Here is a 14,205-nt window from a genome sequence, read left to right as displayed (position 1 = left end):
AGATCTTGTTTGAACCAGTTTGGCGGGCCGTTTGGCGCCGCCCTCTCGTTCGGTGAAGCGGCTTATACGGCCACTCCTTTTTCCCGTCAACAGCGATTTGTCAAAAAACTGTCGTTTTTTTCAAGTGGCTGATTTCAATGTGAAAAATTCGGCAGCGATTCGGATAACGCCAACCTTGCTCGCCACTTCACGGTCCATCTGTAAGGCCGGCCCACAATCCATATATGGTAACGCGGTGGCTTGGTTAAAAGGCCTGTTTCAGGCTTTACCCTTTGGTGATCAGGATCAGCACAACAAACATCGTTGGCACCGCAGCAAGCGCCGGCAGGATGATCGCCGGATAGCCGAACGTGACGATGGCGAGTAGCCACACCAGCAGGAGGTTCACGATGAACAGGACCTTAGCGGTCGCGGAGCCGCCAATCGCTTCTCTCAGCATCCAGCCAAAAACTGGTACGCGGTAAATCATATCAGCCATGTCGGCACCTCCAGGAAACGTCTTTTCGGTACCGCAGTTAGGAGGCGCTTCCGGGCACATGCAATGTGGCAAATTGGCTTTTGCCAAACTGTCGCAGTTTGTCTGCGGCTCACGTCGCAAACCGCTGGACATCGCTCGACAACAGGACCTACTCTCTCCCTTGTGATGGTTCCGCCCGGACAGGACAGGATGGGCGGACGAAGAGGGAATACGGTGAGGACTACCCATCAGGGGCCGATACCGTGGCTGCCCCCGCAACTGTGAACGGCGAGCGACGTCCGACATGCCATTGGCTTTCAGCTGATAAGGCGGACCGAAGCCCTGACCCGTGAGCCAGGAGACCTGCCATCACTTGGCGGCGCTGAAGCGCCATTCACTCTTCCCGCGCGGTGGGCGCGGACGAAAGGACTTGAGATATGCATATTGAACCCGGCGTCGTCGATGGCGCCAAACTCGCACTAAGCTATGCAACGGCCGCACTGTCATTCGGCCTCGTCGGCAAGATGGTCGTCGACGATGTCAGGTCAAAGGCCAGCCCGACAGGTCTTGCCGGCCGGGCACTAGTCACCACAGCCCTCGTCTTCTCCTTCTTCGAGGTTCTGCCGCATCACCCCGTTGGAGTTTCGGAAGTGCACCTGATCTTGGGCTCGACACTCTTCCTGATCTTCGGCGCGGGTGCAGCCTCCATCGGTCTGGCGCTAGGCCTGCTGCTGCAGGGCCTGTTCTTCGCGCCATTCGACCTTCCACAATATGGGATGAATGTCACGACACTCATCGTGCCGCTGTTTGCCATCAGCCAGCTTGCTGCCCGGATCATCCCGCAGAAGAAAGCCTATGTCGATGTCGGCTATCGCGATGCACTTGCCCTGTCGACGACCTATCAGGGCGGCATCGTCGCCTGGGTCGCCTTCTGGGCCCTCTATGGCCATGGCTTCACCGCTGAGAGCCTGACGAGTATCGCGACCTTCGGCGCAGCCTACATGACGGTGATCCTCATCGAACCGCTCGTGGATCTCGCCGTCCTGGCGGCGGCAAAGACGTGGAAAAAGACGACCGACAACGGTCTCTTCAATGGCCGGCTGCACCATGCAGCCGCGTAACTAGCCGGATTGGCTTGAGGAGCGCATGGCACCCGCCATGCGCTTTTCCTTTGAAACAGCCGCCGCTTTGGGTTACCGCAGGCCGCAAGCCGCACCATTTCGCGTGCCATGACCCGCCCAGATATCGAGGACATCCATGCGCATCCTGTCGGAAGCCTATTATCCGGAACTGCCGAACTACTATCGTGGTAAGGTGCGCGAAAACTACGATCTTCCCGATGGCAGCCGCATCATTATCTCGACCGACAGGCTCAGCGCCTTCGACCGCATCCTGACCTGCATTCCTTATAAGGGCCAGGTGCTCACCCAGACCGCACGCTACTGGTTCGAGAAGACGAGCGATATCTGCCCCAACCACGTCATTGCCTATCCCGATCCGAATGTGGTCATCGGCAAACGCCTCAATATCCTGCCGGTAGAGATCGTCGTGCGCGGATATCTCGCAGGCACGACCGGCACCTCCATTCTCACGCTTTATAAGAAAGGTGAGCGCAGCATGTACGGGGTCACACTTCCCGATGGCATGCGCGATAATCAGAAGCTGCCGACCCCGATCATCACGCCAACGAGCAAAGAGTTCGACGGCGGTCATGACGAACCTTTGACTCCCGCAGAGATCTTGGACAAGCAGCTGCTGACCGCGGAACAATGGAACACGCTGTCGCGCTACGCGCTGGCGCTCTTCGCCCGTGGTCAGGAACTGGCCGCGCAGCGCGGCCTTATCCTTGTCGATACGAAGTATGAATTCGGCACCGACGAGAACGGCACGATCATTCTTGCTGACGAGATCCACACGCCGGATAGCAGCCGCTACTGGATCGCTGACAGCTATCAGGCAAGCTTTGAAAAGGGCGAGCGCCCGCAAAGTTTCGACAAGGACTTTGTCCGCGCCTGGGTCGCCGAACGCTGCGATCCCTACGTTGATCCGATCCCGGAAATTCCCCAATCTCTGGTAGAAGAGACCTCGAAAGTCTATATCAAGGCCTATGAAGCGATCACAGGTATGCCTTTTTCGCCCGATGACACAGGCGAAAGCCCGTGGGCTCGCATTCGTGACAATCTAGCCCCCTGTTTTCCCTGAGAAGGGCAGTACAAATGGATCAAGACCCTCGCCTTCGCTCTGGCGCCTTCTGTCCCTCAACGGGGGCGAGCGTCACCATGCGCCGTCCACGGCGACCGGCGGAAGAGACGCGCGAGGAGATCCTCAACACTGCCGAAAAGCTCTTCCGCTCACATGGTTATGCAAACGTGACGATCGCCGATATTGCGTCCGAGCTTTCGATGTCGCCGGCCAATGTCTTTAAACATTTTCGCACAAAAACGAGTCTCGTCGATGCGATCGCCACCCGTGCAATCGAACAGACATTGCATGCGTTGAAGGCACTTGCGAGCGACAAGCCTGCTCCCGAGCGGCTTTGCGCCCTCGCCCACCAGCTCATGCAGGAGCATCGCTCTGGACAGATGGATGCGCCTTTCGTTTTCGAGATGATCCTTGTCACGATCACCGAAGAACTCGACTGCGGCGATCGCTTTCGTGAAATTGTCGTCGGCATGATCGCAGACATCATCTCTGCAGGCGTGCAAGAGGGCGTCTACCATACGGACGACGTACCGCGTCTGGCCAATGCGACATTCGACGCCTTGGCCTGCGTGATCCATCCTGTCATGACCGGCATGGAAAAAGCTGACATTATGGCAACACGCTGCAAGGAAGTCGTAAACCTGATTGACGCGGCGCTCCGCTCGCCCCTTGCCAAGTGATGATTATTTAATTACGTCACTTCATCGATAGACAACGGGTTTACCGGAACGACGGCCGCTTGTCTCGACCGGCCAGCGCCTGCCCCATCATCGCCGGGTCTGGTGCCTTATGTTTTGCAAATTTTCTTATGGGATCCCCCGATGCGCCCAAGCCTCAAACTCGCCTCTGTTCTTCTTATCTGCACTGCAGCACTTGGGGGCTGCTCCGATCAGGGAACGGCACAAGGCGGCGGTGGTGGCGCACCGGGTGGCGAGCGTCCGCCCGCCACAGTCAGTGTCCTTCTGATGAAAAAGGCGCCGCAGCCGCTGACCAGCACGCTGCCGGGACGCGCAGCAGCTTTCCAGACGGCGGAAATCCGCCCGCGTGTGAGTGGCGTTATCAAGGAAATCGCCTTCAAGGAAGGCAGCGAAGTCAACGAAGGTGACCTCCTCTACAAGATCGAGGACGACACCTATCGTGCCGCACAGGCTCAAGCGCAAGCGAGTCTGCAAAAGGCTGAGGCCGGAGTGCCCACAGCACGGTCGAACCTTGCCCGACAGGAGCGTCTGGTCGGCAGTGGTGCAACACAGGTTGAACTGGAAAACGCGCGTGTCACGCTCCTGCAGGCGGAGGCCGATGTCGCCCAGGCGAAGGCAGCCTTGCGCTCTGCCGAAATCGAACTCGGACTGACCGAAATCCGTGCTCCCTTCGAAGGCGTCACGACCGCGTCACGCTTCTCGATCGGCAACGTCGTCACCGCAAACCAGGCCGATAGCCTGATGACCTTGCGGCGCATGGATCCGATTTACATCGAACTGACGGAATCCAGCGTGAATCTTCTGCGCCTTCGCGAAGCCATCAATTCCGGTCGCATCAACAGAAGTGAAGGTGGAGCCACGGACATCCGCCTGACGCTCGAAGATGGACAAGAATATCCCGTCGTCGGCAAGCTCGACATGTCGGAAATGGCAGTCAGTCAGACCACCGGGACGTTTTCGATCCGCGCCGTATTCGACAATCCGGACGGTTTGATCCTGCCGGGTATGTATGTCCGCGCAACTGTTACCGTCGGCACCGAAGAGGGCTTCCTGATCCCGCAGCGCGCTGCGACCCGAAGCGCCAACGGCCAACTGTCGGCGAAGTTCGTCAGCGCCGACAACAAGGTCGAGACCCGTGTCTTCGAGGACGCGCAGGTGTCCGGCAACAACTGGCTGGTCGCAACCGGAATCAACGAGGGAGACAAGCTCATCCTCGATGGCTTCCAGTGGATCGGTGACGGCGCCCCGGTGCAGCCGGTCGAAGCGAAGGTCAATGAGAACGGGATCGTCGAAGAGACCGCGGCGCCTGCTGCCGCCCCTGCAGCACAACCCTGATTGTGCGACAGGCAAGGCAACCGAGGCGTAAAGGATAACCCATGGCCCAGTATTTCATTCGACGCCCGATCTTTGCATGGGTGATCGCCATCATCATCATGCTCGGCGGCGCGTTGGCGATCTCGACGCTTTCCATCGCGCAATACCCCGAAATCGCTCCGACGACGGTGCAGATCTCGGCAAGCTACAACGGCGCGAGTGCCGAAACGGTCGAGAAATCCGTGACGTCAATCATCGAAGACGGCATGACCGGCCTCGATGATCTGACCTACATGACGTCTTCGTCGAGTACCGGCTCCGCCACTGTCTCGCTGACCTTCGGCAACTCGATTGATCCGGAAATTGCCCAGGTTCAAGTGCAGAACAAGCTGCAGCTGGTGCAGTCGCAGCTTCCCGACATCGTCCAGACCGCCGGCATCACCGTGACACGTTCGACCTCGAGCATCCTGCTTGTTGGCGCGCTGGTCTCGACCGACGGCGCTCGCAGCAATGTCGAGCTTGGCGATATCTTCTCCACCCAGATCGAAGACCAGATCAAGCGTCTCGAAGGCGTTGGCAGCATTGAGGTCTTCGGGACCGGCTATGCCATGCGTGTCTGGCTCGACCCCTTCCAGCTCAACAAGTTCCAGCTGACGCCGACCGACGTCACATCCGCGATCCAGGCCCAGAACACCCAGGTGTCCGTCGGTGCCCTCGGCAGCCAGCCGGCGCCAGCAGGCCAGCAGCTCACGGTCACTGTTACGGCCCAGAGCCAGCTGCAGTCGGTTTCGGACTTCGAGGCCATTATCCTGAAGACCGAAACCGATGGCGCAACCGTCCGACTGAGCGACGTCGCTCGCATCGAGATCGGCCAGGAAAGCTATGGCACCAACACGCGATCAAACCGCAACCCTGCGACCGGTTTTGCGGTCAACCTGGCAACGGGCGCCAACGCGCTGGACACAGCCGAACTCGTAAAGTCGCAGCTGGCGAGCATCGCACCGTCGCTGCCGGAAAACGTTGTCATCACATACCCCTACGACACGACGCCCTTCGTGCAGCTGTCGATCGAAAAGGTCGTCCACACGCTGCTCGAAGCCATCGTACTTGTTTTTGTGGTCCTGCTCGTCTTCCTCCAGAACCTTCGCGCAACCATCATTCCGATGATTGCCGTTCCTGTGGTGCTGCTTGGCACCTTCGGTATCGTTGCGGTGACGGGCTATTCCATCAACACGCTCACCATGTTTGCCATGGTCCTTGCAATCGGCCTCCTCGTCGATGACGCCATCGTCGTTGTCGAGAACGTAGAGCGCATCATGTCCGAGGAAGGCCTATCGCCGCTTGAGGCAACGCAGAAGTCCATGGGCGAGATCACCGGTGCGATCGTCGGCATCGCCCTTGTGCTGACGGCTGTCTTCATTCCGATGGCCTTCTTCGGCGGTTCAACCGGCATCATCTATCGCCAGTTCTCCGTGACGATCGTTTCTGCGATGCTTCTCTCGGCCGTTGTTGCCCTGGTGCTGACACCGGCACTCTGCGCCACCATGCTGAAGCCAGTGGATCACCATAAGCCCAAGGGCGGTCTCGGCGGCTGGTTCAATCGCAACTTCGACCGTGCCACTGGCGGGTATGTCACTTCGATCGGCTATCTGTTGAAGCGTCCCATCCGAGTCATGCTGATGTTTGCCATCGTCATCGGCAGCATGAGCTGGTTCTTCCTCCGCCTGCCTTCCTCCTTCCTGCCGGAAGAAGACCAGGGCGTGCTGATGACCATCGTTCAGTTGCCGAATGGGGCGACGGCGACGCGCACCGAGGAAATCATCAAGAAGATCGAGGACTACTACCTCGACAAGGAAAAAGACGCGATCCAGGACGTTTTCTCCGTCTCCGGCTTCTCCTTCGTAGGTGCTGGCCAGAATTACGCGCTGGTCTTTGCCAAGCTGAAGGACTTCGACCTGCGCGAAGACCCACAGCTTGCGGCACCTGCCGTTGTCCAGCGTGCCATGGGCTACTTCTTCACGCTTCGTGATGCGATGGTCTTCCCTCTGGCGCCTCCGGCGATCCCCGGACTTGGCAACTCGAGCGGCTTTTCCATGTACCTCGTCGACAGCGGCAAGAGAGGGACGGAAGCTCTGACCGCAGCATCGCAACAGCTGATGCAGGCAGGCAGCGCCAATCCGAATGTCAGCTCATTGCGTTCGAACAACCCTCCTGCCGAGACGCAGCTGAAGATGCTGATCGACCAGGAGAAGATGGGCGCCATGGGTCTCGACATCGCGACGGTCAACAGCATGTTGTCGACCATTTTCGCTGGACGTGACGTCAACGACTTCACCCTGAACGGTGAATTGAAGCCTGTCTATGTCCAGGGCGATGCCCCCTATCGCATGCAGGAGACAGCAATCAACGACTGGCATGCCCGCAATGCGAACGGCGAGATGGTTCCCTTCTCCTCCTTCATCAAGACGGAGTGGATCAGCGGCGCACCAACGCTCAGCAGGTTCAACGGTGTCGGTGCCATCTCGATGGAAGGGGCAGCTGGAGCGGGCGTGAGCTCCGGCACGGCGATGGACACCATGGAACAGCTGACGGCAGAGCTCGACGGTGGCTACACGGTCGCTTGGCAGGGCATCTCCTATCAGGAGCGGCTCTCTGGCTCACAGGCACCTTTGCTTTATGCCCTGTCCGTTCTGATCGTCTTCCTTTGCCTGGCCGCACTGTATGAAAGCTGGTCGATCCCCTTCTCGGTCATCATGGCGGTACCGGTCGGCGTGCTGGGTGCAGTAGCCGCAGCCTATACATTTGGTCAGTCGAACGACGTGTATTTCAAGGTCGGCTTGCTGACGACCATCGGTCTGGCGGCGAAGAATGCGATTCTGATCGTGGAGTTTGCCAAGGACCGCCAGGCCACGGGAGTGAGTGTTATTGATGCAACACTCGAAGCTGCAAAGCTCCGTCTGCGTCCGATCATCATGACGTCGCTCGCCTTTATCCTGGGTGTCGTCCCACTCGCAATTGCGACCGGCGCGGGCTCTGCAGCTCAGAATTCCATCGGTATCGGCGTTCTCGGCGGCATGTTCACCGCAACAGCACTCGGAATCTTCTTCGTACCGTCGTTTTTCGTGATCATCCGGCAAATTTTCGGCGGTGCAAAACCCAAGGACGGCCTGTCTTCAGGCTGATTGACAAACTATGTTAACCAACTAATGCGTAGGCTGCTGCGGTAGCCTACGTGTTTAAGTCGGTCGTTGGCTCGGGGTCATGATAACCCCGTCGTGGCAAGACCGGGAGACTTTTACAGGAACACGTGATGCTCAAGATTCGTGCCGCCGCTCCACTCGCAATGCTTCTTCTGTCCGGTTGTGTCGTCGGACCAGACCATGAAGCGCCGCAGACCACCCTCCCGGTCAAGTTTTCCGAAGGCAGCGCCCGAGCGGCCGCCGACGTGACATTGGCGCCGTGGTGGACCGCCTTCAACGACCGCCGTCTCAACGGGCTCGTCGAAACAGGTCTTGCGCAGAACCTCGACGTGCTACAAGCAATCGAACGCATCACGGCTGCTGAGGCGAGCTTTGACGCAGCAGACTCAGCTGCCTTCCCGCGGCTGACGGTCTCTGCGGAGCATCAGGTCTCACAGACCAATGCCAGCGGCGCAAGCGCAAGCCGCGAGAGCGATACGACGTATACCACGACAGGCGTTGGAAGCGTCTCGTGGCTACTCGATCTCTTCGGCCAATATCGTCGGTCCAAGGAAAGCGCGAAGGCAAGCCTTGATGCCGCGTATGCCGGCGCTGATGTGGCCCGCCTCACTTTCCTGTCGAGCGTAGTATCGGCCTATGTCGATGCTCGCTATTTCCAGGAGCGGATCGCGATTGCCCGCAAGAACCTTGCTTCGCGTCGTGAAACGCTGGAACTGACGCGCCTTCAGTTGGAAGCCGGCGCTGCATCGCGCCTCGATGTTGTCCAGTCGGAAGGTCTCGTGAACTCGACGCTCGCCGAGATCCCCGGCCTGGAAATCTCCTTCCGCCAGTCGGTTCACCGGATCTCGCTTCTGCTTGGCCTTCCCGCGACCGAACTGCTGGCAGATTTGCAGAAAGGCGCAGCGCAGCCTTATGCTCGCCGCAGCGTCAATGCTGGCGTGCCGGCCGACCTGATCCGCAACCGCCCGGACATCCGCGCTGCTGAGCGCAATCTCGCCGCAGCCACGGCCCAAATCGGCGTTGCCGAAGCAGCCCTTTATCCGTCTATCACGCTCAGCGGATCGATCTCTCCGACGCTCGTGGCGACGTCAGCGCTCAATGGCAAGGCAACAACCTGGGGCTTCGGTCCGAGCATCAACCTGCCGATCTTCGACGCCGGCGCCCGCGTTGCAAACATAAAGGCGCGCGAAGCTGCAGCGCGTGAGGCGTATCTCTCTTGGAAGGAAACGGTGCTGAACGCTGTATCCGAGGTCGAGAATGCACTTGTTGCCGTCAACCGCACCCGTCAAACGGTGTCGGCCCTGACCGCCACCGTCCGCTCCTACGAAGAAGCTTTGTCGCTTGCCACTGCAAGCTACCGCGACGGCGCATCATCGCTGCTCGACGTTCTGGATGCCCAGCGCAACGTCGCCAGTGCTCAGGCGAACCTCGCTCAAGCCGTACAGCAGCTTGCAAACGGCTACGTCAATCTCAATGTCGCTATCGGCGGCGGTTACGCCTGGGATGGTGCCGAACCGGTTGTTGCAAGCAGATAATCTGCATCCGGCAAAAAACACAAAACCCGGCACCGGAAACGGTCGCCGGGTTTTCTATTTGCGCTGCTCAGAAGGTCGCGGGCGTATTGATCCAGATCAGGACCGTCTCGCCGCTCGAGATATTGCGCCAGGAGTGGGGCCTGCGGCTTTCAAAGTAGAAGCTGTCGCCAGCATGCAGCTCGAAGAATTGGTCGCCGTCGAGAATGATCTCAAGGCTGCCGGAGAGCATATGGATGAACTCCTCACCCTCGTGCTGATAAGCGCCCTCGCTGGATGCTCCTGGAGCCAGCTGGAAGCGATTACACTCCATCATGTTGCGGCCTTCGGCCAGGACCTGGACAGCGACACCGGATGAGGTGGTCGGCCATGACGACCACTTGCCGTCGCGGATGAGGCTTTCGCCGCCCCTGCCCTCCTCCTGACCGCTGAGAGAAGCAAGTGTTGTACCCAAATGCCGGGCAACTTCGTGAAGCGAAGTGAAGGACAGGCCTTGCGATGTCCGTTCAAAGGTCGAGAGCTGGGACACCGAAACGCCCGTCGCCTGGGCAACATTTTCGAGTGTTTTGCCTGCCTCGCGTCGCAGCCGGCGCATTCTCGTGCCCGCACGGATGTCCGAGGCATCATCGTCGCTTTCGGAGGTCTCATCGTCCACCTCCGGCAATTCCCGCAGCGTTTCGCGGATCGCAGCCGGATTGAGGCCCTTCTCGCTTCGAAGCCAGGCGATGCGCTTCAGGCGATCGACAAGGGCGCGATCGTAGAGCCGCTGCCCCGTCGGCGTGCGGATCGGCTGGATCAGGTCCTGGCTTTCCCACAGACGCAGCGTGGAGGGCGAGACGCCCGCCATTCTGGCGGCTTCTGCAATCTTGAACCGGATATCGTCCACGCTGCCCCTCACGAAATGTCGCAGTCACGGGTGATAATGCCGACAAAGCATATTGCAAGTCTACAGAAAAAATGTAGGAAATATCTCACCGGGCGATCGCAGTGATGTGTGACGCCGCTGGCAACCCTTCGCACAGGACGAAAACGATGAAGAACGCCGAAATCTCAGCTCGCAAGAATAACGCCATTTCCCGCGGCGTCGGCATGACCACGCAGATCTATGCCGACAAGGCTGAGAACTCGGAGATCTGGGATGTCGAAGGGAAACGCTACATCGACTTCGCGGGCGGTATCGCCGTTCTCAACACCGGCCATCGCCACCCGAAGGTCGTCGAAGCCGTCAAGAACCAGCTGGACCGCTTCACCCACACCTGCCACCAGGTCGTACCATACGAAAACTATGTCGCGCTTGCCGAACGCCTGAACAAGATGGTCCCGGGCAATTTCGAGAAGAAGACGATCTTCGCGACGACGGGTGCTGAAGCCGTCGAAAACGCCATCAAGATCGCCCGCTGCGCGACCAACCGCTCCGCCGTCATCGCATTTACCGGCGGCTTCCACGGCCGTACCTTCCTCGGCATGGCCCTGACCGGCAAGGTCGTCCCTTACAAGGTCGGTTTTGGCCCGATGATGGGCGACGTCTTCCACGTGCCCTTCCCGCTCGAAATGCACGGCATTGACGTCGAAACCACGCTCGATGTGCTAGACAAGCTGTTCAAGGCCGATGTCGACCCGAAGCGCGTGGCTGCGATCATTCTCGAGCCGGTTCAGGGCGAAGGCGGCTTCTATGACGTGCCGCGTGCTCTGATGAAGGCACTGCGCGAAATCTGCGACCAGCACGGCATCCTGCTCGTCGCCGACGAAGTCCAGACCGGCTTTGCCCGCACCGGCAAGCTGTTCGCCATGGAGCACTATGATGTGGTTCCGGACCTGACGACGATGGCCAAGAGCCTCGCTGGCGGCTTTCCGCTGTCTGCCGTCACCGGCCGCGCCGAACTGATGGATGCTCCGGGCCCAGGCGGCCTCGGCGGCACTTACGCCGGCAACCCGTTGGCAATCGCCGCCGCCCATGCCGTTCTCGACGTCATCGAGGAAGAGCAGCTCTGCGACCGCGCCAACCAGCTCGGCAACCGCCTGAAGCAGCGCCTCGAAGCAATCCGCGCCGATGTTCCGCACATCATGGACATCCGTGGCCTCGGCTTCATGAACGCCGTCGAATTCAAGATCCCGGGAACCGACAAGCCGAATGCGGATTTCACCAATGCGGTGCGTGTAAAGGCGCTGGAGAAGGGCCTGATCCTTCTCACCTGCGGCGTCTACAGCAACGTCATCCGCTTCCTCGCCCCGATCACCATTCAGGACGAGGTCTTCAACGAGGCGCTCGATCTTATCGAAGCCTCGATCCGTGAAGTTGCAGCAGGAGCTTGAGGCATGACCATTTCGAAAACCCTGACCGAAAAGCTGAAGGATCCGACTCTGGCGACCGACAAGTCGCTGGTCGGTAATGACTGGCTGGCGGCAAGCCAGTCCGGCAAGACCTTCGAGGTCACCAACCCGGCAACCGGCGAAGTAATCGCGGTCCTTCCCGACCTCAACAAGGCGGAAGTGACCAAGGCGATCGACGCCGCCCATACCGCGCAGAAGGCCTGGGCCAAGAAGACCGGCAAGGAACGCGCCGCAATCCTGCGCAAGTTGAACGACCTGATGGTTGCCAATGCTGACGATCTCGCCACCATCCTGACGATGGAAATGGGCAAGCCCTGGCCGGAAGCCCGTGGCGAAATCCTCTACGGCGCATCCTACGTCGAATGGTTCGCCGAAGAAGCCAAGCGTGTCTACGGCGACACCATCCCCGGACACCAGGCCGACAAGCGGATCATGGTCATCAAGCAGCCGGTTGGCGTCGTCGGCGCGATCACGCCGTGGAACTTCCCGAATGCCATGCTCGCCCGCAAGGTCGCTCCCGCACTGGCCGTCGGTTGCGCTATGGTGTCGAAACCTGCCGCCCAGACCCCGCTCTCGGCCCTGGCACTCGCCATCCTCGCCGAACGTGCGGGCCTGCCCGCCGGCCTCTTCTCGGTGCTGACCTCGACTGATGCAGCCATGGTCGGGCAGGAACTCTGCGCCAATGACAAGGTCCGCAAGCTGACCTTCACCGGATCGACGAATGTCGGCCGTATCCTGATGCGTCAGGGCGCCGACCAGATCATGAAGCTCGGCCTGGAACTCGGCGGCAATGCGCCCTTCATCGTCTTCGACGATGCAGATCTCGACGCCGCTGTCGAAGGGGCGATGATCTCGAAGTATCGCAATGCCGGCCAGACCTGTGTCTGCGCCAACCGTCTCTACGTACAGGCAGGCATCTATGACGCCTTTGCCAAGAAGCTCGCGGAGAAGGTCGGCCAGCTGAAGGTCGGCAACGGCTTTGGCGAGGGTGTCACGACCGGCCCACTGATCGACGCCAAGGCTATCGAGAAGGTCAAGGAACACGTCGCCGACGCCGTATCGAAGGGCGCAACCATTGCCCTCGGCGGCAAGCCGTCCTCCGCTGGCGAGCTCTTCTTCGAGCCTACGATCCTGACCGGCGTGACGACCGCCATGAAGGTCGCCACCGAAGAGACCTTCGGCCCGGTCGCACCGCTCTTCAAGTTCGAGACGGAAGAGGAAGTGATCGAACTGGCCAATGCCACCGAGTTCGGTCTCGCCTCCTACTTCTATTCGAAGGACATCGCCAAGGTGTTCCGCGTCGCGGAAGCCCTCGAATACGGCATGGTTGGCGTCAACACCGGCCTCATCTCCACGGAAGTAGCGCCCTTCGGTGGCATCAAGCAGTCCGGCCTCGGTCGCGAAGGCTCGAAATACGGCATCGATGACTATACCGAGATCAAGTACATCTGCCTCGGTGGCATCGCCTGAGCGACGACCTTCAAATCCCCGGTTCCGGCCGGGGATTTCATTTATGGAAACGAGCGGGCGAACAATTGATCCGCAACCTGGCTCGCCAGTTTCGCCAGAGCCTGGAAGTGGCTTCCCCGCGCCGATGACCGCCGCCAGAAGAAGCCGATATCGCGCGTTCCTTCCCAGTCGGTCACAGGTAGGACCTTGATACCTTCGTCCTTGGCGAATTCCGTCCGCACATAAAGTTCCGGAAAAAGCGAAATCCCCATTTCGATGGAAACCATCTGCCGGATCGCATCAAGGCTGGAACCTTCATATTCCAGCGCCAGGATAGCGCCCGACATATCCGCAAGCTTCCGCACCTCGTCCATCAGCCGATGCCCCGGGCCGAGCGTCAGCATACGAGCTCCCTTCAATGCTGCCATGGGAACGCTGTCCAGCTTGGCCAGAGGGTGCTCGCTCGGAACGGCAAGAAAGATCCGCTCGCGGCAGATCTGCTCGGATACGAAGTCGTCCTGGTCGAAGGGGATCGGGCCAAGGCCGCAATCGGTCTCCCCCTGCAGGACAGCCTTCTCAAGCAGCCTCGGTCGGTCTTCACGGATGTAAAGCTTGAGATCCGGATACTGCGAATGCAGCTTCGGCAACAGATAAGGCAGGAAATAGGGCCCGAAGGACGGGGCCACGCCGAGGCGCATCGCACCACCAAGATTTCCCTTGGAGCTTGATGCCAGCACCGTGATCTCGTCGAGACCATTCAGGATGATCTTGGCAGCATTGATGATGTCCTGCCCCACGGGTGTGGGCGCGACCTGCCCGGGCACGCGGTCAATCAGCGTCACACCGAGCTGCTTTTCAAGCAGCGACACCTGAACGGAAAGCGTCGGCTGAGAGACGTTGCACCGCTTGGCCGCCTCTCCGAAGTGCCCGGTCTCCCCAAGCATGACCAGATACTCCAATTGCCGATGGCTAGGACGAAAGGGCATGGCTACCTCGATAGAGAGAAACTATCGAAATCATAC

11 protein-coding genes and 1 riboswitch are annotated in these 14,205 nt (G+C 59.7%); of the genes, 8 read left to right on the top strand and 3 right to left on the bottom strand.

Annotation, left to right across the window (positions count from 1 at the left end; translation table 11 throughout):
- Positions 1–265 precede the first annotated feature (265 nt).
- Positions 266–478: a hypothetical protein gene (locus tag AC1PUL_RS21580; RefSeq protein ID WP_480466024.1), complete on the bottom strand. Its 213-nt coding sequence runs from the start codon at positions 476–478 to the stop codon at positions 266–268.
- A 149-nt stretch (positions 479–627) separates the two neighbouring features.
- Positions 628–842: riboswitch (cobalamin riboswitch) on the top strand.
- 52 nt (positions 843–894) lie between these two features.
- Here AC1PUL_RS21580 and AC1PUL_RS21575 point away from each other — a divergent pair.
- From AC1PUL_RS21575 to AC1PUL_RS21550, 6 genes are all read left to right on the top strand, one after another.
- Positions 895–1,578 (top strand): energy-coupling factor ABC transporter permease, encoded by a 684-nt coding sequence (locus AC1PUL_RS21575; protein ID WP_480466023.1) that lies wholly within the window; start codon positions 895–897, stop codon positions 1,576–1,578.
- A 136-nt stretch (positions 1,579–1,714) separates the two neighbouring features.
- The gene (locus tag AC1PUL_RS21570) at positions 1,715–2,659 is read left to right on the top strand and encodes a phosphoribosylaminoimidazolesuccinocarboxamide synthase (RefSeq protein ID WP_480466022.1); all 945 of its coding nucleotides are present in this window, start codon (positions 1,715–1,717) and stop codon (positions 2,657–2,659) included.
- A gap of 77 nt (positions 2,660–2,736) precedes the next feature.
- Entirely contained in the window at positions 2,737–3,339 is a 603-nt protein-coding gene (locus AC1PUL_RS21565; protein ID WP_480466021.1) for a TetR/AcrR family transcriptional regulator, read from the top strand.
- A gap of 141 nt (positions 3,340–3,480) precedes the next feature.
- Positions 3,481–4,692 (top strand): efflux RND transporter periplasmic adaptor subunit, encoded by a 1,212-nt coding sequence (locus AC1PUL_RS21560; RefSeq protein WP_480466020.1) that lies wholly within the window; start codon positions 3,481–3,483, stop codon positions 4,690–4,692.
- Between the two features lie 41 nt (positions 4,693–4,733).
- Positions 4,734–7,853: an efflux RND transporter permease subunit gene (locus AC1PUL_RS21555; RefSeq protein ID WP_480466019.1), complete on the top strand. Its 3,120-nt coding sequence runs from the start codon at positions 4,734–4,736 to the stop codon at positions 7,851–7,853.
- A 128-nt stretch (positions 7,854–7,981) separates the two neighbouring features.
- The gene (locus tag AC1PUL_RS21550; RefSeq protein WP_480466018.1) at positions 7,982–9,406 is read left to right on the top strand and encodes an efflux transporter outer membrane subunit; all 1,425 of its coding nucleotides are present in this window, start codon (positions 7,982–7,984) and stop codon (positions 9,404–9,406) included.
- Positions 9,407–9,473: 67 nt separating this feature from the next.
- Here AC1PUL_RS21550 and AC1PUL_RS21545 read toward each other — a convergent pair whose 3' ends face one another.
- A complete protein-coding gene (locus AC1PUL_RS21545) occupies positions 9,474–10,250 on the bottom strand; it encodes a cupin domain-containing protein (protein ID WP_480468652.1) in 777 nt (258 codons plus the stop codon).
- A gap of 185 nt (positions 10,251–10,435) precedes the next feature.
- On the opposite strand from AC1PUL_RS21545, the gene AC1PUL_RS21540 reads away from it, so the two are divergent.
- Both AC1PUL_RS21540 and AC1PUL_RS21535 read left to right on the top strand, forming a co-directional pair.
- A complete protein-coding gene (locus tag AC1PUL_RS21540) occupies positions 10,436–11,716 on the top strand; it encodes a 4-aminobutyrate--2-oxoglutarate transaminase (protein ID WP_480466017.1) in 1,281 nt (426 codons plus the stop codon).
- Positions 11,717–11,719: 3 nt separating this feature from the next.
- Complete coding sequence (locus AC1PUL_RS21535) at positions 11,720–13,204, top strand: NAD-dependent succinate-semialdehyde dehydrogenase (RefSeq protein WP_480466016.1); 1,485 nt, start codon at positions 11,720–11,722, stop codon at positions 13,202–13,204.
- Between the two features lie 41 nt (positions 13,205–13,245).
- On the opposite strand, the gene AC1PUL_RS21530 is transcribed toward AC1PUL_RS21535, so the two are convergent.
- Positions 13,246–14,169, bottom strand: coding sequence for a hydrogen peroxide-inducible genes activator (locus tag AC1PUL_RS21530; RefSeq protein WP_480466015.1), 924 nt, complete (start codon positions 14,167–14,169; stop codon positions 13,246–13,248).
- Between the last annotated feature and the right edge of the window lie 36 nt (positions 14,170–14,205).

This window comes from Rhizobium sp. P43, from assembly GCF_056730705.1.
Note: the sequence above shows the minus strand (reverse complement) of the source record. Positions and strands in the feature narration are given on the sequence as shown.